The sequence below is a fragment of the Rahnella sp. 2050 genome (assembly GCF_040544515.1).
In the GTDB taxonomy this organism is placed as follows: Bacteria; Pseudomonadota; Gammaproteobacteria; order Enterobacterales; family Enterobacteriaceae; genus Rahnella; species Rahnella aceris.
Genome location: NZ_JBEPKE010000004.1, coordinates 1 through 19,045, shown reverse-complemented (window position 1 = coordinate 19,045; position 19,045 = coordinate 1). Strand labels below are relative to the sequence as shown.

The following is a 19,045-nucleotide window of genomic DNA, read 5'->3' as shown; positions in this document are numbered from 1 at the left end:
CTTACAGTTCAGCGACCAGTTTATCAACGATGTCGCTGTTAGCAGCTTCATCCACGGAACGTTCGATAATCTTCTCGGCGCCAGCAATGGCCAAAATTCCGACTTGCTTACGCAACTCTTCACGGGCGCGTTGGCGTTCGGCGTCGATCTCTGCCTTGGCTTGCGACACGATCTTGTTACGTTCCTGCTCGGCTTCAGCTTTTGCTTCGTCGACGATTTGAGCTTTACGCTTGTTCGCCTGATCGATGATTACCTGAGCTTCAGCTTTGGCTTTCTTCAGTTGGTCGGTCGCATCGGCTTGCGCTAAGTCCAGCTCTTTTTTGGCACGTTCTGCGGAAGATAAACCTTCAGAAATTTCTTTCTGACGTTTTTCGATGGCAGCCATAATTGGCGGCCATACGTACTTCATGCAGAACCAGACAAACAGGACGAACGCGATAGCCTGGCCGAGGATTGTTGCGTTAAGATTCACAGCACAATGCCTCTTTCAAAGTGAATTATTTGATGTAGTTCGATTAACAGTGAGCAAGCTCAGTGTTAGGCGACAGCAAACATCACGTACAGACCCAGACCAACCGCAATCATTGGGATTGCATCGACCAGACCCATAACGATAAAGAACTGTGTACGCAACAGAGGGATCAGGTCAGGCTGACGTGCAGCACCTTCCAAGAATTTACCACCCAAGATGCCGATACCGATTGCAGCACCGATTGCCGCCAGGCCCATCATCACAGCGGCAGCCATGTACAGCAGATCCATACTCAGGTTTTCCATGACAGTCTCCAGTTTGTTTCAGTTAAAACGCAGTAGTGTTGAAAGAAAATCAGTGTTTTTCAGATGCCATCGAGAGATAGACAATCGTCAGAACCATGAAAATAAAGGCTTGCAGCGTAATGATCAGGATGTGGAAAATGGCCCAAGGCACATTTAGAATCCACTGTGACCACCACGGCAACAGGCCAGCAATAAGGATGAAGATCAACTCACCCGCATACATATTGCCAAACAGTCGCAGACCCAGTGAAACTGGTTTAGACAGCAGGCTGACACCTTCAAGAATCAGGTTAATCGGAATGAAAACCGGATGATTGAATGGCTGCATTGTCAGTTCTTTAATGAAACCGCCAAAGCCTTTCATCTTAATGCTATAGAAAAGAATCAGAATGAATACGCCGAGTGCCATGGACAACGTGATGTTCACGTCAGCCGTAGGAACCACACGCAACGCTGGCAGACCAAGCAATTTTTCACCGATAGTCGGCAACAAATCGATTGGCAGCAAATCCATCAGGTTCATCATAAACACCCAGACGAAGACGGTCAGCGCGAGAGGTGCAATCACTTTGCTTTTGCCGTGATACATGTCACGTACGCTGCTGTCGACGAAACCAACGACCAGTTCAACTGCGGTTTGCAGTTTACCCGGGACACCGCTGGTGGCGTTTTTGGCTACGCGATGGAAAATAACCAGAAAGAGTACTCCGAGGAACACGGAGAAAAACATCGAATCGATGTTAATCGACCAGAATCCCGTCCCAATCTGAAGCTGAGTCAGATGGTGACCGATATACTCTTGTGGAGTAGAGATTTCTCCTGATGCAGACATGATGCCTCTTACCCTTTAGTAGTTAAGTACGGTAACTGTTAATGACGGCCGGTGCCAAAATCTGAGTCATCAACACCGATAAATAGGCCAACCCCAACGGAGCAAAAGCCGCCTTAAACAGGCCAAGTGCGATAACCATTAAGATCACCGTAACCAGCACCTTCAGCGCTTCTCCGATTGCAAAGGACCAGGCAACCCGTCCAGAGACCGTTGTTTGCGCCTGATGGCGCCATGCAAACAGCATGAACAGTACATTTGGCACCCAGGCGGCCAACCCACCCATAAGAGCCGATGTGGTCCATTCCAGGCTTTTAAAACCAAATACTGCACTGAGCAGAACAAAGGTCAATAACTGCAGTATCAACAGCTTTCTGGCAACCTTCACACTATTTGTACTGTGTAAAATACCGGATACAGACATGACGTTTGTTCTCTCCGTATCAAGTACCTAGCTGGAGGTAGACTGAATGCCGTATATCACTGCCTTTACTGTTTTGAGTCAAGCAGCAAAAACCGAGCAAATTATACGGGGCACAGGGACGAATTCAATGGATAAGTAGCGAAAAGGTGAACAATTATTTAAATTTTCCCCTTCACGACTATTTTGACAACCAAACTATAGCTGAATTTGCCCTTTTTGGTTTGATACGGTTATTTCATCACCCGACAAAGAAGCGTGCACTGGATCACATAATTAACTCATGACACTTTATATACCCTGCACTGTTTGAATGTCTTTAGCTAATCAGGCCTTTTAAAATCTTTATAAATCAATTTGTTAATAAGACACTGTTCGTTAAACAATCTTCTTTAAAAATAACCACGATTTATTGACACAACAACCCAACAAATAACAACATTTTCATTACAAGTTCAATATCAGCCGGTTGATGACCGTTCAATTTCAAAAGTGACTATTACAGTCCGGATTAAAATAAAAACATCTCTGAAATGCTATCAGTCTGTAAAAAAGCGGTGATTGAGTGTTTGTCACCGCTATATAATTAGCCTGCTCATTTTAACTGCAATAACACATGCGCTTTTTAAATATTTTTTGATAAAACGCAACTTTAGTTTGAGCTAAGAATGACGAGATGCCGTTCCCCGTCAAGTTCTGGTACCTGCAGTTTTATGACCGATTCCAAAGTGATACCTTCCGGCAATAGCGCCATTTCATCATCAGGGCTCACCCCTTTTAAGGCGTAAAAACGCCCCTGCCCTTTTTGTGGCAGGTGATGGCACCAGGAAAGCATATCCTGCAGGGACGCAAAAGCACGGCTGATCACCCCATCAAACAACGGGTCTGGCTCAAACTCTTCCACACGACTTTGTACCGGTTCGATATTTTTCAGCCCCAGTTCATGCTGAACCTGACGCAGGAAGCGTACGCGCTTACCCAGGCTGTCCAGCAGCGTAAAGTGTGAATCAGGGCGAACGATGGCAAGAGGAATTCCCGGTAAACCAGGGCCTGTGCCTACGTCGATGAAACGGCTGCCCTGCAGATGCTCATTTACTACGATGCTGTCCATGATATGGCGTACCAGCATCTGCATCGGGTCACGGACAGACGTCAGGTTATAGGCTTTGTTCCACTTATGCAGCAGTTCCACATAGCCAATCAGTTGCTGTTTTTGCTGATCGGGTAACGCTATTCCTGCCGCAGCAAGCAGCGAGTCCAGTTTCTTTTGCACAGTGAATCCTCAGAAAGAGTCGATATTCGGGAACAGCCCGGTTGAGAAATGATAAAACACTCAGAAAGATGGGAAAAGTAAGAACTGACCGCCGCTTTGTTTTCAAAGGGCGGTCATAAGAGAGGTGAGTTATGCGCTACGGCGCAGTAAGCCTTGTTTTTTAAGCCAGATCAGCAAGATCGAGATAGCTGCCGGCGTAATACCCGAGATCCGCGATGCCTGACCAATGGAGGTCGGCTTGTGATCGTTAAGCTTGGCGATCACTTCATTGGAAAGACCATTAACCTGGCGGTAATCAAGATCAACAGGCAACACAGTGTTTTCGTTACGCTGCTGTTTTTCGATCTCTTCCTGCTGACGGGCGATATAGCCTTCATATTTGATCTGAATTTCAACCTGTTCTGCTGCCTGCACATCCGGGACAGAAGGTGCGAACGGAGAAAGACGGGTAATCAGCTCATAGGTCATTTCAGGACGACGCAGCAGTTCTTCTGCACTGGCTTCTTTAGAAAGCGGTGCAGAAAGATGTGCATTAATCTCTTCAACCTGCGCGTGATGAGGGTTCACCCAGATACCACGCAGACGCTGACGTTCCTGTTCGATCATTTCCAGTTTTTCGTTGAACCGCGCCCAGCGGGCATCGTCAACCAGACCTAATTCACGGCCTTTTTCTGTCAGGCGTAAATCGGCATTGTCTTCGCGCAGCATCAGTCGATATTCAGCGCGTGATGTAAACATCCGGTACGGTTCTTTGGTGCCCAGCGTACACAGGTCATCAACCAGCACACCGAGATAAGCTTGATCGCGACGTGGCGCCCAGCCCTCTTCTTCGCTGGCACTACGGGCAGCATTCATGCCAGCGAGTAAGCCCTGTGCAGCGGCTTCTTCGTAACCCGTCGTACCGTTGATTTGTCCGGCAAAGAACAGACCGGCGATAAATTTACTTTCCAGCGTCGGTTTCAAATCACGCGGATCGAAGAAATCGTATTCAATCGCATAACCCGGACGAACAATAACGGCATTTTCCATCCCCTGCATAGACCGGACGATCTGCATCTGCACATCGAATGGCAGGCTGGTGGAAATTCCGTTTGGATAAACTTCATTGCTGGTCAGGCCTTCCGGTTCAAGGAAGATCTGATGAGAATTGCGATCGGCAAAACGCATGACTTTATCTTCGATCGACGGGCAGTAACGCGGGCCGATCCCTTCGATGATCCCGGCATACATCGGGCTGCGATCCAGATTATTGCGGATCACGTCATGGGTTTTTTCGTTGGTATAGGTCATGTAACACGGGATCTGGCGCGGATGTTGCGACACATTGCCCATGAACGAGAATACCGGTGCCGGATTATCACCATGCTGTTGTGCCAGAACACTGAAATCAATGGTCCGGGCATCAATACGCGGAGGTGTACCGGTTTTAAGACGGTTAACGCGTAAAGGCAATTCACGCAAACGTTGAGACAAAGAGATCGCCGGAGGATCCCCTGCACGGCCACCGCTGTAGTTTTCCAGACCTATGTGGATCTTTCCGTCCAGGAAGGTGCCGACAGTCAGTACAACCGCTTTAGCGCGGAATTTCAGCCCCATTTTGGTCACAGCACCGACCACACGATCGTTTTCGACGATCAGGTCTTCAACAGGTTGCTGGAAGATCATCAGGTTTGGCTGGTTTTCCAGGGCGGTACGGACGGCCTGACGGTACAGAACGCGGTCAGCTTGAGCACGTGTTGCCCTGACTGCCGGGCCTTTGCTTGCGTTTAGTATCCTAAACTGAATACCCGCATGATCGATAGCCGTAGCCATCAGTCCGCCCAATGCGTCGACTTCTTTTACCAGATGTCCTTTCCCGATCCCGCCAATTGCCGGGTTACACGACATCTGTCCCAGCGTGTCGATATTGTGGGTTAATAATAAGGTCTGACGTCCCATGCGTGCAGAAGCCATTGCGGCTTCAGTACCTGCATGACCACCACCTATGATGATGACGTCAAATTGATCCGGATAAAACATGCGACTGCACCTCGGCGTTCAAGCGAACTTTCTTTGTATGGCGTTGGGAGGAGGGATTCTACTCAAGTTTTGAGCTTCCACAAGTCCCCGGGGATCTTCACTAATTAAAAGAAGATCTTTTTTATTTAAAGATCTCTTATTAATACTTCTATTAGGATCGCGATCCTCTGTGCATAAGTCTTTTTTGTTTATGAAGATCAGTATGCTAAGAAGGATCGAATGCTGTGAATGATCGGTGATCCTGGACAGTATAAGCTGGGATCAGAAGTGAGAGTTATGCACAGCATGAAAAGCGTACAGGAGTTGTTAGAGGGATAACTACGGGTTTTACCCTGCTTTTAAGCATAGTTATCCACATCTGATCGCCTGAAATTTACACTTATTTGATCAAATTAATCCAGTTGATCACCCAAACCTCGGCCGGATCCTCAGGAATTTCGTGTTGAGTCACGTCGATCTCAAGACGATCACCGATCCGTTTTGCCCCTAATGACGTCAGTTTTTGATCCAGAGAACTGATCGCGCCACAGAAGGTGTCATATTCACTGCTGCCTAAACCTAATGCGCCAAAGCGTACTTTTGACAGATCGGGTTGCTGATCTTCCAGCTGCTCCATAAAAGGTTGCAGGTTATCAGGCAGCTCACCAGCACCGTGTGTCGAGCACACGATCAGCCAGATACCTTCCTGCGGAACTTCGTACAGTTCCGGACCATGGAACATCTGAGTGGAAAAACCGGCTTCTTCCAGTTTCTCAGCCACGTGTTCTGCTACATATTCGGCACTGCCAAGCGTACTGCCACTGATCAGGGTAATGTCAGACATGATGCTCTCACCCGGGAAAAGGAGGCTATTGTACGCTGTGAATGAGCTGGGATCTACCTGTGGATAATAGGGGTATAGAAATCAGTGTTCAGGGCTGGATGGTACGTGTGATGGGGTTCTGCAGGGAGATCAGCGTCTCGGTCGACTGGATCTCGTCAATTGTCTGGATCTTGTTGATAAGTACGTGCTGAAGGGAATCAATCGAGCGGCACATGATCTTAATGAAAATGCTGTAATGCCCGGTGGTGTAATAGGCTTCGACCACTTCTTCTATACTTTCGAGCTTTTTCAGTGCCGACGGATAATCCTTGGCACTTTTCAAAATGATGCCAATAAAACAGCATACGTCGTAACCCAGCTGTTTAGGATTGACGGTAATATGCGCGCCGGTAATGATGCCCGCTTGTTTCATCTTTTCTACGCGGACGTGGATCGTCCCCGGGCTGACGGTGAACACTTTTGCCAGTTCAGCATATGGTGTGCGGGCATTATCCATCAGGGCGTTCAGGATCCCGCGATCCAGCTCGTCGAGCTGATAAATTTCAGTCATGATTATCTTTCTCTTTAGGCTTAATTTCTCTGCCAGCGTCGCTGTACGCGGCTTTTCATACCGGTATCGAAGCGCCAGATATGATCGAAAATGCGCAGGATGCCGGGCTTGCCATAGTGCGACATTGCCAGGGCATGAAAGCGGTGATGTTTTTCCCGTTGCAACGCCCTGACCTTCTTTTGTACTTCATCTGGCAACCGCTGGGCGATAAAGTCCGAGATCACCACTGCATCAGCATCCTCCCACTGCGGAGAAGCGAGTTTATCCAGTGTGGCATTCAGACAGGCGGCCAGATCGGTACCACCACGAAAATGCTGCCCCAGAAAGCGCAGCGCCTGATCCAGGCCGCCGTTGGAGGTCAGTTCATAATGGATCACTTCACTGGCAAACAACATGATGTAACATCGGCGGTTATCAGCCAGTGCGATTTTCAGTAACGCCAGACAGAACGCTTTGGCGCACTGTTCGTTAAATCCCCCCATCGAACCGGATGTATCGACGCAGACGACAAAAGGTCCACGCGGTTGCGGTTCCTGTTGCTGATAGACCACAGGCCGTTTGACCACTTTCTCGCGCCAGACGTCCCCTTGCAGGCGATATGTCATCAGACGCTTTTCCAGCAAACGGCGGTAAAATTCGTATTCCAGCTCAGGCAGCCCCAGCGTCACCAGCTCCGTCGGCATCAGGCGCAAAATATCATCGCTCTGATGAATGCCATTCACTTCTTCCGGCACCGTTGCAGGTTCGCGCACCATCAGCCGGTGAGTTTCCATTTTTGCATCTTCATGCGGACTGGTTTTGACCGTCTGGCTGCGGCCCAGTTGTTCTGCCAGATGCATCAGCTCAGGCTGCTGCTGAAGAAAAGCGCCGAAACGCGCCAGCGACTGAATATCACCCCGCAGACGCTTCCCTTTACTCATATCCCACAACCGGCCTGCTGCCGTATCGTTCTCCGCTAATAAAGGAGAGAGCTCGCTGCTGAGCTGCAGTCGTTGCAGCAATTCTTCCTGCAACTGCTCCTGTTCTTGTTCGAGTAACTGATGATGAACGTTCACCGTTTGGAAGGTCAGGTTCAGGCGCCAGCGCTGGAGGAACAAGGTATGAAAGCTGTTGCCGGTTTTCGCCGTCCGTGAGGTTTCATTATTCTCCTGTAAGGTGCGGGCTTCAGTGGCAAAGGGAGAGCTGAGTTGCTCCAGTTCATCGATGAGGGAAGGCAGTCCGGACTGAAAAGCCGTGGCGTCGATCTGCTGGCAATGCTGATAAAGATAGAATTCTTTCGCCAGCTCTTGGGGAACCGGCGTTTCGTGGATCCTCTGGCGAAGGCGCAATTTCCATTCTGGGAGATCTTTGGTCAGGGCACGCTTGAGACGGGGAAATTTCTCGAAGAACACCGTCAGCGCTGGCGCAGCCAGCAAGCCGACGAGCAGTTCTTCAATCAGTTCGGCTTCGCTGATGGCCAGCAGAAGATCCAGTGACTCGAGACTGAACATGATCAGTGACCACTGAATGTCTGTTGCTGATGACGCAACTGTTCAGCCACCTGAAGCAGGCTGGCTTCTATTTTTGCCATCCATTCTGCCGGAACAAACAGACAGTTTTGCTGCTGGCTGAATTCATGTCTCTGCTGCGCCAGTTTTGCGGTCAGGTCACTCAGCGTATTTTTCATTTCGTCGGGAACGGCAATATGCTCATGGCCCGGCAGCGTCAGCGGCGTGCTCTGACGGCTGACATCCAGCACCAGAAGTTGTTGTTTGTCATCGATTTCCAGATCCACGGTTTGTACAAAACCAATCCCGTTGAGTTTGGCTTTCAGTACGCCTCCTTTATTTAGCCACTCTTCCAGGATGATGCGTTCGAATAACAGGTGTGTGACTTTTATTTCATGCAGGTGTAAAGGCGTTTGCAATAACAGGGTCAGGTTGGTGGTGTTAAGTGATTCAGGCAGGCTGTACTGTGGCTTGCGGCTGAAAATGCCGGCCTTCTTACTCAGTTTGATTGACTGACGCGAACTCTGTTGCTGCTGATGTTGCATCCATTGCTGATTCAGCTGCTGAATTTTCATCAGCAGTGTCTGCTGCTGATAAGCCTGTTCGGTGATCAGTTGCTCAATCTGGGTTTGCAGCAGGTTATAAGTATTAAGGTCATGCCATAAACAGTCTTTCAGCAGGATCAGATCCACCTGCGTGATCGCTTTTCTGCCACTGAAAAATGCGCAGGCCTGCAACAGGCGCAGGGCTTTTTTCCAGCGACGGTCAGAGACATAAGGTGCCGTATCCAGGGCATCAAGGCGCTGGCGCAGCTGGAAGATCAGTTCAAAGCAGCTGTCTGAAAGATTGACTTTGTCGATCTCCGGCTGCCATTGTTGGTATTCTTCATCGCTGATACTCAGGGACTCTGCCACCGGATTGGCGTTTTCATTGTTCCGGCTGGTCAGCAGTGAGCGAAAATTTTGCTTATCCTGCACTTTATCCAACCACAGACGGATCAGCATGCGGTCGTACAGCGCTTCGAGGCCACCATCGGCTTCGGGTAATTCGTTGGACGCACTGACCAGCAGACGCATCGGAATAGGTTCTTCTCGTTCGCCATTACGGAAGCGGCGTTCGTTGATGGCGGTGAGCAATGTATTGAGGATGGCCGGGCCTGCTTTCCAGATTTCATCAAGGAAGACAATTTCAGCTTCCGGCAAGTAACCTTCGGTCAGACGCAGATAGCGGCCTTCATCTTTCAGGGCCTGAATCGAGAGCGGACCAAAGACTTCTTCCGGCGTGGAAAAGCGCGTCATAAGATATTCAAAAGCGCGCGCATGTCGGAACGCAAATTTCAGACGCCGGGCAATCAGGCTTTTTGCAATACCCGGCGGGCCGAGCAGAAAAACGCTTTCGCCGCACAGGGCTGCCAGCAGGCAAAGTCTTATGGCATCCTGCCGCTCGTACAGGCCATGTTCTAATGCGTTAGCAAGACGGGCGATCCGTTCTGCCAGAAGGGGAGATTGCGCCATACTGTCTCTTCCGGTTTCCATTGAGTTGTTGAATAGTGTACTGGCTAATAGCGATATGCCACGTTTATTTTTGTCGTTATAGCTTGTTGATTACTAAAAATTTTCTATTATCAGAAATGTGACCCCGTTCATATGAACGCCGGTTTAGCTGCACATTTAAGGGTAGGCAATCCAATTTATTCGTGCATACTGTGCGCCTTTTAGTGGGCATCATAAGATCGAGCGCACTCATCGCTTACGGATGTTCGAGCAAAAAAGAAACGAAATATGAGCACTGAACATAAACGGTCACTCCCAGCAGTAACCCTGGCCGCCATTGGTGTGGTCTATGGCGACATTGGTACCAGTCCTCTCTACACCTTAAGAGAGTGTTTTTCTGGTCACTATGGTTTCAACGTTGAACCCAGCGTCGTTTTTGGTTTTCTCTCTCTGATTTTCTGGATGTTAATCCTCATTGTTTCGCTCAAGTACCTCACTTACGTGATGCGGGCGGACAACGCAGGCGAAGGCGGTATTCTGACGCTGATGTCTCTGGCGGGCAGAAACACCTCGGCACGCACCACTGCCGTTTTGGTCATTCTCGGCCTGATCGGCGGAAGTTTCTTCTATGGTGAAGTGGTGATCACTCCGGCTATTTCTGTTCTTTCCGCGATGGAAGGTTTGGAAATCGCAGCACCTTCACTCGATCCTTATATCGTCCCCTTATCTATTACTGTCCTGACGCTGCTTTTCATTATTCAGAAACACGGCACCGGCATCGTGGGCAAACTGTTTGCGCCGGTGATGTTGTTGTGGTTCCTGACGCTGGCTGTTCTCGGCGTGAACAGCATCATGCAGAACCCTGAAGTACTTCGCGCCATGAACCCGATGTGGGCGGTTAACTTCTTTATCGAGCATAAGTCGTTTTCCTTCCTGGCACTTGGCGCGGTCGTTCTGTCGATTACCGGTGTGGAAGCGCTGTATGCGGATATGGGCCACTTCGGGAAATTCCCGATCCGTCTGGCCTGGTTCACCGTGGTGCTGCCTTCTCTGGTGCTGAACTACTTCGGTCAGGGCGCATTGCTGCTGAAAGACCCGGAGTCGATTAAAAACCCGTTCTTTCTGCTGGCGCCTGACTGGGCATTGATCCCGTTACTGGTTCTGGCAACACTCGCGACCATTATTGCCTCTCAGGCGGTGATTTCCGGCGTGTTTTCCCTGACGCGTCAGGCTGTGCGTTTAGGCTATCTACCGCCAATGCGCATCATCCACACTTCAGAAATGGAAGCAGGCCAGATTTACATCCCGGCCATTAACTGGTTGCTGTACTTTGCGGTGGTTATCGTTATCGCCAGCTTCGAGCATTCGAGCAATCTGGCAGCGGCATACGGTATCGCAGTGACCGGTACGATGGTGCTGACCAGTATTCTTTCCTGTACGGTGGCACTCAAAAACTGGCACTGGAAACCTTTCCTGGTCGGGCTTTTGCTGATCGGTCTGCTGTTTATGGATATCCCGCTGTTCGCGGCGAACGCTACTAAACTGTTCTCCGGCGGTTGGTTGCCGCTGACGCTGGGTTTGGGCATGTTTATCGTTATGACGACCTGGAAAAGCGAGCGCTTCCGCCTTATGCGCCGCATGAACGAGCATGGGAATTCCCTGGAAGCGATGATCGCCTCTCTGGAGAAATCCCCGCCGGTGCGTGTTCCGGGTACGGCTGTGTATATGTCGCGCGCCATCAACGTCATTCCGTTTGCGTTGCTGCACAATCTCAAACACAACAAAGTGTTGCATGAGCGTGTGGTACTGCTGACGTTACGCACCGAAGATGCGCCTTATGTACATAACGTCCGGCGCGTCACCATCGAACAGCTTTCGCCGACGTTCTGGCGTGTGGTCGCCAGCTACGGATTTAAAGAAACGCCGAACGTGGAGGAAGTGTTCCACCGTTGCGGTCTGGAAGGATTGCCGTGCCGGATGATGGAAACGTCATTCTTTATGTCGCACGAATCACTGATCCTGACCAAGCGCCCCTGGTATCTCTACTTCCGTGGCAAACTCTTTATGGCGCTCAGCCGCAACGCCTTACGCGCGCCAGATCAGTTTGAAATTCCGCCGAACCGCGTAATCGAACTCGGTACGCAGGTAGAAATCTGATCCTCATTTCTACTGCTCGCAGGGCACCTTCGGGTGCCCTGTTTTATTTTCGCGTTCTCCTTTCTGAAACGACTAACTCAAATTTCCCTGCGGTTTCTTAATTATTCAGCGAAACGTTTCGACGCTGATCACAATTCCATCATAACTCCGTTGCGATGGCCGGGGATCTTTATAAACTCATCGGTGAGCGAAACGTTTCGCTGTAGGAGTTCACAATGAAGAAGTCACCGCTGTTAAATGCCGAAATCTCACATGTTATTGCCCGGTTAGGTCACACCGATCAGCTGGTTATTGGCGATGCCGGACTTCCTGTGCCAGCAGCTTGCCAACGCATCGATCTGGCCCTGACCCAGGGAGTTCCCACCTTTTTACAAGTCTTAGAGGTAGTGACACATGAGATGCAGGTTGAGCGGGCTATCCTCGCCGAGGAAATCCTCACTAAAAATCCTCAACTCCATGAAGCGTTGCTCGCCCAATTGACACAACTCGAACAACACCAGGGAAACACCATTGCTTTGGATTACGTCAGTCATGAGTCATTCAAAGCACAAAGCGAAAAAAGTCGGGCTGTGATCCGCAGCGGGGAATGTTCGCCTTATGCGAACGTTATTCTGTGTGCTGGCGTAACCTTCTGAGGCCTTTATGCAACCTTTGCTGCAACTGACAGGCATTGATAAAGCCTTTCCCGGCGTAAAAGCACTTTCCGGCGCGGCGCTCAGCGTTTATCCGGGACGTGTAATGGCGCTGGTGGGAGAAAACGGCGCGGGCAAGTCCACCATGATGAAAGTGCTGACCGGCATCTATCAGAAAGATGCCGGCTCAGTGCATTTTCTTGGCAAGGAAGCGGTTTTCAGTGGCCCTAAAGCCTCTCAGGAAGCCGGGATTGGTATCATTCATCAGGAATTGAACCTGATCCCCCAACTGACGATTGCTGAAAATATCTTCCTGGGCCGTGAGTTTGTGAACGGTTTTGGCCGCATCAACTGGAAAAAGATGTATGCCGAGGCCGATAAACTGCTGGCGCGCCTGAATCTGCGTTACAAAAGTGACCGGCTGGTAGGCGATTTATCCATCGGCGACCAGCAGATGGTCGAAATTGCCAAAGTGCTGAGCTTTGAATCCAAAGTCATCATTATGGATGAACCGACGGATGCCCTGACCGATACCGAAACCGCTTCTTTATTTAACGTGATCCGGGAACTGAAAGCCGCCGGTTGCGGTGTGGTGTATATCTCCCACCGCATGAAAGAAATTTTCGAAATCTGCGACGACGTGACGGTGTTCCGTGACGGGCAGTTCATCGCAGAGCGGCCGGTCAGTTCGCTTGAAGAAGACACGCTGATTGAAATGATGGTGGGCCGTCGCCTCGAAGAGCAATACCCGCGCATTAATCATGAACGCGGTGCGCTGCGTTTGCAGGTACGCGATGTCAGCGGGCCGGGCGTGGATAACGTCAGCTTTGATCTGTACAGCGGCGAAATTCTGGGGATTTCCGGTCTGATGGGCGCAGGCCGTACCGAACTGATGAAAATTCTCTACGGAGCCTTACCGCGTAAAAGTGGTTATGTGGCGCTTGATGGTCGCGAAGTGGTGACACACTCACCGCAGGACGGGCTGGCAAACGGCATTGTTTATATCTCTGAAGACCGCAAGCGCGATGGCTTAGTTCTGGGCATGTCAGTGAAAGAAAACATGTCGCTGACGGCGCTGCGTTATTTCAGCCACGCTGGCGGACGTCTTAAACATGCGGAAGAACAGCAGGCTGTCGGCGATTTCATCCGCCTCTTCAATATCAAAACGCCGTCGATGATGCAGACCATCGGCCTGCTTTCCGGCGGTAATCAGCAAAAAGTGGCAATTGCCCGTGGATTAATGACGCGGCCGAAAGTCCTGATCCTCGATGAACCGACGCGCGGCGTTGACGTTGGTGCCAAGAAAGAGATTTACCAGCTTATAAACCAGTTCAAGCGCGAAGGGCTGAGTATCATTTTGGTTTCCTCAGAAATGCCGGAAGTGATCGGTATGAGTGACCGGGTTTTGGTGATGCATGAAGGCCATTTAAGCGGTGAATTCCCGATAGAACAGGCTACGCAGGAAGTGTTGATGGCTGCCGCTGTCGGCAAGCAATACGGCGTGACGCAGGAGTAATCAGATATGAGTTCTCAGACATTGCCAGCCAAAAAGCGCTGGATCAGTAAAGAGTGGTTGTTGGAGCAAAAGTCTCTGATTGCGCTGCTGGTGTTGATTGCCGTGGTCTCTTCCATGAGCCCGAATTTCTTTACGGTCAATAACCTGTTTAACATCCTTCAGCAAACGTCCGTTAACGCCATTATGGCCGTCGGCATGACACTGGTGATCCTGACGTCCGGGATCGATTTATCCGTCGGCTCTTTGCTGGCGCTGACCGGCGCCGTTGCCGCCTCGATTGTCGGGCTGGAAGTGAATGCGTTTGTTGCCGTTGGCGCCGCGCTGGCGTTAGGTGCGGCTGTGGGTGGCGTCACCGGAATGATTGTGGCCAAAGGGAAAGTCCAGGCGTTTATCGCTACGCTGGTCATGATGTTGCTGCTGCGTGGTATTACGATGGTGTACACCAACGGCAGCCCGATCAGTACCGGCTTTAATGATGTCGCTGATGTTTTTGGCTGGTTTGGTATCGGTCGCCCGCTGGGTATCCCGACACCCGTCTGGCTGATGGCTGTGGTGTTTATTGCGGCATGGTACATGCTGCATCACACCCGGCTGGGGCGTTATATCTACGCGCTGGGCGGTAACGAATCCGCTACGCGTCTGTCAGGTATCAGCGTCGATAAAGTCAAAATTATCGTCTACTCCCTGTGTGGTTTGTTAGCCGCTCTGGCCAGTATCATCGAAGTGGCGCGCTTATCTTCTGCGCAGCCCAACGCAGGTACGGGTTATGAGCTGGATGCGATTGCCGCAGTGGTATTAGGGGGAACCAGCCTGTCCGGGGGTAAAGGACGCATTGTTGGAACGCTGATCGGTGCATTGATCCTTGGCTTCCTGAATAACGGTTTGAACTTATTAGGTGTTTCTTCCTACTACCAGATGATCGTAAAAGCAGTTGTCATCCTGCTGGCGGTTCTGGTGGATAACAAAAGCAACAAATAAACTCTCCTACAGGACTTATGACCATGAATATGAAAAAACTGGCTGTCTGGGTTTCCGCCGCAGCGATCACCGCTTCTTTCAGTGCTAACGTTCTGGCGAAAGACACCATTGCGCTGGTCGTTTCCACGCTGAACAATCCGTTCTTCGTCTCCATGAAAGACGGCGCGCAAAAAGAAGCGGACAAACTGGGTTATAACCTGGTGGTTCTTGATTCTCAGAACAACCCGGCGAAAGAGCTGGCAAACGTACAGGACCTGACGGTTCGTGGCACCAAGCTGATGCTGATCAACCCGACGGATTCTGATGCGGTAGGCAATGCCGTTGCGATGGCAAACCAGGCGAAAATTCCGGTGATCACCCTTGACCGTCAGGCTACTAAGGGTGTTGTCGCCAGCCACGTCGCGTCTGATAACGCCTTCGGGGGGAAAATGGCCGGTGATTACATCGCCAAAAAACTGGGCGAAAACGCTAAAGTCATTGAACTCGAAGGTATCGCCGGGACGTCTGTTGCCCGTGAACGCGGTAAAGGTTTCGCTCAGGCCGCTGAAAAACACCATTTCCAGATCCTCGCCAGCCAGCCTGCTGACTTCGACCGCACCAAGGGCCTGAACGTCATGCAGAATCTGCTGACTGCGCATCAGGACGTGCAGGCCGTGTTCGCTCAGAATGACGAAATGGCGCTCGGTGCATTGCGCGCCCTGCAGACTGCCGGTAAAACGGATGTGCTGGTCGTTGGCTTTGATGGCACCGACGACGGTATCAAAGCCGTTAACAGCGGCAAAATGGGCGCGACTGTGGCACAGCGTCCTGAACAAATCGGTGTGATCGGCGTTCAGACTGCAGATAAAGTACTCAAAGGCGAGAAAGTGCCGGCTGTTATCCCTGTTGATTTGAAACTGGTTGCTCAGCCGTAATACTCTTTTTATCGATGCTGTAACTGCGCCTCCTGATGGAGGCGCTATTTGACTCAGGGATCTCCACATGAAAACCGGCAAACTGGTGGTACTCGGCAGTATCAACGCTGACCACATTCTGAATATCAACCACTTCCCGCAACCGGGCGAAACGGTTATCGGTAAGCAATACACCGTAGCCTTTGGCGGTAAAGGGGCGAATCAGGCTGTTGCAGCCGGTCGCAGTGGCGCTGATATTTCTTTTATTGCCTGTGTGGGAGATGACGATATTGGCGAGCGAGTTCGCAAACAGCTGGCCAGTGACCATATTGATACGCACCCCATCGAAGCCATTAAAGACACCACCACTGGCGTAGCGCTGATTTTCGTGAATGCGGAAGGTGAGAATGTTATTGGCATAGATGCGGGGGCAAATAAAGCTGTTACACCTGAATATCTTGATCGCTATAAACAGCAGGTCATTGGTGCTTCTGCTTTATTAATGCAACTTGAATCTCCGCTTGAAACGGTGATCGCGGCATCGAAGATCGCTAAAGACAACGGTACGCAGGTGATCCTTAATCCGGCTCCGGCCTGTGAATTGCCCGATGAATTGCTGGCACGGGTGGATATAATCACCCCGAACGAAACTGAAGCTGAAAAGCTGACGGGAATTAAAGTCGACAGTAATGAAGATGCCGCTCGCGCCGCAAACGCTTTGCATGACAAAGGCATCACGACTGTCATCATTACGCTGGGCAGTAAAGGCGTCTGGCTCAGCCAGAACGGAGAAGGAAAGTTAGTGGCGGGGTTCCGTGTAAAAGCCGTCGATACGATAGCAGCAGGTGATACCTTTAACGGCGCGTTAGTCACAGCCCTGCTGGAAGGCAAACCGATGGACAGCGCAGTACGATTCGCACACGCCGCCGCAGCGATTGCCGTGACGCGTCCTGGCGCACAACCTTCCGTCCCGTGGCGCAAAGAAATAGACGATTTCCTCGCACAACAGGAGGCCTGATTGGCCACCATGAAAGATGTCGCCCGCCTCGCGGGCGTTTCAACCTCTACCGTTTCCCATGTGATCAACAAGAATCGTTTTGTCAGTGAATCCATCGCTGAGAAAGTGAATGCTGCCGTTGAACAACTCAATTACGCGCCTTCCGCCTTGGCCCGCAGCCTTAAGCTGAACCAGACACGCACCCTCGGCATGTTACTGACCGCCAGCAGTAACCCTTTCTATTCGGAAGTGGTGCGTGGGGTGGAGCGTAGTTGTTATGAACGCGGCTACAGCCTCATTTTATGTAATACCGATAATGACGCCGAACGTATGAATCGCAGCCTGGAAACGCTGTTGCAAAAGCGGGTCGACGGACTGCTGATCATGTGCACCGAAAACCACCGACCCTCGAAAGACGTTATCAGCCGTTATCCGTCACTGCCGATTGTGATGATGGACTGGTCACCGTTTGATGGCGCTATAGATATTATTCAGGATAACGCACTGCTGGGCGGCGAAATGGCGACGGAGTTTTTAATCCGTCAGGGATATCATCGCATCGCCTGCATTACCGGCCCGCTGGATAAAAACACCGCACAGGAACGGCTGAGTGGATATCGTCAGGCCATGGAAAAAGCCGGTTTGAAGATTTTACCTGGTTATGAGGTGTGTAGTGATTTTGAATTTGAAGGCGGATTAGCCGCAATGCAGCAGTTGCTGGCGCTGCCCGAACCGCCGCATGCGGTTTTCGCCAGTAACGATGCGATGGCTGTTGGCGTATATCAGGCACTTTATCAGCGTGGATTGCGTGTTCCCGATGATGTAGCCGTGATGGGGTACGATGATATCCAGCTGGCGCAATATATGATGCCGCCGCTGACAACAATCCATCAGCCTAAAGACTCACTGGGAGAACTGGCGGTTGATGCATTACTGCATCGGTTGCAAGACCCGGCTTCAGAGCCTCAGATTTTAGTGCTCACCCCAGAGCTGGTAGTCCGTCAGTCTGTGGGATCATTCATCAGCAAGTAACAGGCTCTGGCATTCCAGAAGTGCGGCATTGGCATCACCGGCCAGAATGGCATCCGTCAGCCGCTGGTGATGTTCCAGTTTAATCACTTCATTGCCTGTAATTGCCCGAAAATAGCTCTGATACACTGAACTGAATAAATTCGCAAAAGAGGTCAGAAAAGGATTTTTCCCCGCTTCATAGATTAGCTGGTGAAACTGCGTATCTACCGTTATCCAGTGTTCCCGATCAAAGCTGTTATGCAACTGGCGCATTTCATACATATATAGAGAGAGCTGATGCTTTTGCTCTTTACTGGCAGCGAGTGCGGCTAACGCACAAGCCTGAGGTTCGAGTGCTTTGCGTAAAACAATAAAATGCGCCATCACCTGATCGAAGTTTTCACGGGTCATCCACCAGGTCAGTAATTCCTGATCGAGAAAGTTCCAGCTTGATTGTGGCATTACCCGGGTACCAATACGCGGACGGGGTAAAAGCATTCCCTTAGCCGCCAGCGTTTTTACTGCTTCACGTACGGCCGTCCGGCTGACACCAAAAATCTCTCCTAACTCATTCTCGCCAGGAAGAATAGCCCCTTCCGGATACTCCCCAGACAAAACGCGTTGTGCAATTTTCTCCGCCAGCAGGTAAGAAAGGTTACGTTGAGCCGCCTGTTGATGTGCATTAAGTAGCATGTAAGGTATTCCTGAATGTCTTTCTCTTAATTATGACGGAGAGTCTACTCCAGCCTCTGGCTTGAAACTGGTGTGTTTTTAGCGAAAAACGACCGGTATTTGTCCATTTTGGACGAAATTGACGGATTAATGAACGGTTGGTAAAAAAAGTGAAATTAGGGGTTGCGGCCTTCTGAGAACTCCCTATAATGCGCCTCCACTGACCGGGAACAACGACTGACAAGTCGCCCGGACGGGAAGAGAAAAAGAAGAATGTTCGAATGAATAATCTCTTGACTCTTCAGCGGGAAAACGTAATATACGCCTCCCGCGCCGCATAAGATTCCTTGCGAACCGCGGCATGCTCTTTAACAATTTATCAGACAATCTGTGTGGGCACTCACAAGACGATATCAGCCACCTCGGTGGCAAAAAATATCAAGTCTTAGAGTGACCAAGCAGTAATTCATTTAGTTGAATTATTACGAAGTAATCTCTGAGCACCGCTTCACTTGTT

General features: G+C 50.5%; 18 protein-coding genes. 7 read left to right on the top strand and 11 right to left on the bottom strand.

Annotated features, from left to right (window positions below; all coding sequences use genetic code 11):
• Nucleotide 1: 1 nt before the first annotated feature.
• The 10 genes from atpF to ravA all read right to left on the bottom strand — a co-directional run bounded on the left by atpF (nucleotide 2) and on the right by ravA (nucleotide 9,693).
• Nucleotides 2-472, bottom strand: coding sequence for a F0F1 ATP synthase subunit B (gene atpF, locus ABIC79_RS16185; protein ID WP_013577680.1), 471 nt, complete (start codon nucleotides 470-472; stop codon nucleotides 2-4).
• Between the two features lie 65 nt (nucleotides 473-537).
• The gene (atpE, locus tag ABIC79_RS16180) at nucleotides 538-777 is read right to left on the bottom strand and encodes a F0F1 ATP synthase subunit C (RefSeq protein WP_004093904.1); all 240 of its coding nucleotides are present in this window, start codon (nucleotides 775-777) and stop codon (nucleotides 538-540) included.
• 49 nt (nucleotides 778-826) lie between these two features.
• Nucleotides 827-1,609, bottom strand: a complete 783-nt coding sequence (atpB, locus tag ABIC79_RS16175; protein WP_013577679.1) for a F0F1 ATP synthase subunit A — start codon at nucleotides 1,607-1,609, stop codon at nucleotides 827-829.
• Between the two features lie 22 nt (nucleotides 1,610-1,631).
• Nucleotides 1,632-2,030, bottom strand: coding sequence for a F0F1 ATP synthase subunit I (gene atpI, locus ABIC79_RS16170; RefSeq protein ID WP_013577678.1), 399 nt, complete (start codon nucleotides 2,028-2,030; stop codon nucleotides 1,632-1,634).
• Nucleotides 2,031-2,679: 649 nt separating this feature from the next.
• Nucleotides 2,680-3,300 carry a 16S rRNA (guanine(527)-N(7))-methyltransferase RsmG gene (gene rsmG, locus ABIC79_RS16165; protein WP_013577677.1) on the bottom strand — a complete coding sequence of 207 codons (621 nt, stop codon included), beginning with the start codon at nucleotides 3,298-3,300 and terminating at the stop codon, nucleotides 2,680-2,682.
• 129 nt (nucleotides 3,301-3,429) lie between these two features.
• Complete coding sequence (gene mnmG, locus ABIC79_RS16160) at nucleotides 3,430-5,319, bottom strand: tRNA uridine-5-carboxymethylaminomethyl(34) synthesis enzyme MnmG (RefSeq protein WP_112152011.1); 1,890 nt, start codon at nucleotides 5,317-5,319, stop codon at nucleotides 3,430-3,432.
• Between the two features lie 379 nt (nucleotides 5,320-5,698).
• Nucleotides 5,699-6,142, bottom strand: a complete 444-nt coding sequence (gene mioC, locus ABIC79_RS16155) for an FMN-binding protein MioC (RefSeq protein WP_013577675.1) — start codon at nucleotides 6,140-6,142, stop codon at nucleotides 5,699-5,701.
• Between the two features lie 88 nt (nucleotides 6,143-6,230).
• Complete coding sequence (gene asnC / locus ABIC79_RS16150) at nucleotides 6,231-6,692, bottom strand: transcriptional regulator AsnC (protein WP_013577674.1); 462 nt, start codon at nucleotides 6,690-6,692, stop codon at nucleotides 6,231-6,233.
• A 20-nt stretch (nucleotides 6,693-6,712) separates the two neighbouring features.
• Nucleotides 6,713-8,182 carry an ATPase RavA stimulator ViaA gene (gene viaA / locus ABIC79_RS16145; protein WP_112197581.1) on the bottom strand — a complete coding sequence of 490 codons (1,470 nt, stop codon included), beginning with the start codon at nucleotides 8,180-8,182 and terminating at the stop codon, nucleotides 6,713-6,715.
• 2 nt (nucleotides 8,183-8,184) lie between these two features.
• Nucleotides 8,185-9,693, bottom strand: a complete 1,509-nt coding sequence (gene ravA / locus ABIC79_RS16140) for an ATPase RavA (RefSeq protein ID WP_037033892.1) — start codon at nucleotides 9,691-9,693, stop codon at nucleotides 8,185-8,187.
• A gap of 267 nt (nucleotides 9,694-9,960) precedes the next feature.
• On the opposite strand from ravA, the gene kup reads away from it, so the two are divergent.
• The 7 genes from kup to rbsR all read left to right on the top strand — a co-directional run bounded on the left by kup (nucleotide 9,961) and on the right by rbsR (nucleotide 17,877).
• Nucleotides 9,961-11,829, top strand: a complete 1,869-nt coding sequence (gene kup / locus ABIC79_RS16135; RefSeq protein WP_013577671.1) for a low affinity potassium transporter Kup — start codon at nucleotides 9,961-9,963, stop codon at nucleotides 11,827-11,829.
• Between the two features lie 215 nt (nucleotides 11,830-12,044).
• Nucleotides 12,045-12,464 carry a D-ribose pyranase gene (gene rbsD, locus ABIC79_RS16130; protein ID WP_013577670.1) on the top strand — a complete coding sequence of 140 codons (420 nt, stop codon included), beginning with the start codon at nucleotides 12,045-12,047 and terminating at the stop codon, nucleotides 12,462-12,464.
• A gap of 7 nt (nucleotides 12,465-12,471) precedes the next feature.
• A complete protein-coding gene (rbsA, locus tag ABIC79_RS16125) occupies nucleotides 12,472-13,977 on the top strand; it encodes a ribose ABC transporter ATP-binding protein RbsA (protein ID WP_013577669.1) in 1,506 nt (501 codons plus the stop codon).
• A gap of 6 nt (nucleotides 13,978-13,983) precedes the next feature.
• Complete coding sequence (gene rbsC / locus ABIC79_RS16120; protein WP_013577668.1) at nucleotides 13,984-14,955, top strand: ribose ABC transporter permease; 972 nt, start codon at nucleotides 13,984-13,986, stop codon at nucleotides 14,953-14,955.
• Nucleotides 14,956-14,978: 23 nt separating this feature from the next.
• A complete protein-coding gene (gene rbsB / locus ABIC79_RS16115; RefSeq protein ID WP_013577667.1) occupies nucleotides 14,979-15,869 on the top strand; it encodes a ribose ABC transporter substrate-binding protein RbsB in 891 nt (296 codons plus the stop codon).
• A gap of 67 nt (nucleotides 15,870-15,936) precedes the next feature.
• Nucleotides 15,937-16,866 (top strand): ribokinase, encoded by a 930-nt coding sequence (gene rbsK, locus ABIC79_RS16110; protein WP_013577666.1) that lies wholly within the window; start codon nucleotides 15,937-15,939, stop codon nucleotides 16,864-16,866.
• Nucleotides 16,867-17,877: a ribose operon transcriptional repressor RbsR gene (rbsR, locus tag ABIC79_RS16105; RefSeq protein ID WP_119262210.1), complete on the top strand. Its 1,011-nt coding sequence runs from the start codon at nucleotides 16,867-16,869 to the stop codon at nucleotides 17,875-17,877.
• Here the strand turns inward: rbsR and ABIC79_RS16100 are convergent.
• A complete protein-coding gene (locus ABIC79_RS16100; RefSeq protein ID WP_013577664.1) occupies nucleotides 17,860-18,549 on the bottom strand; it encodes a FadR/GntR family transcriptional regulator in 690 nt (229 codons plus the stop codon). The genes rbsR and ABIC79_RS16100 overlap by 18 nt on opposite strands.
• Nucleotides 18,550-19,045: the final 496 nt, after the last annotated feature.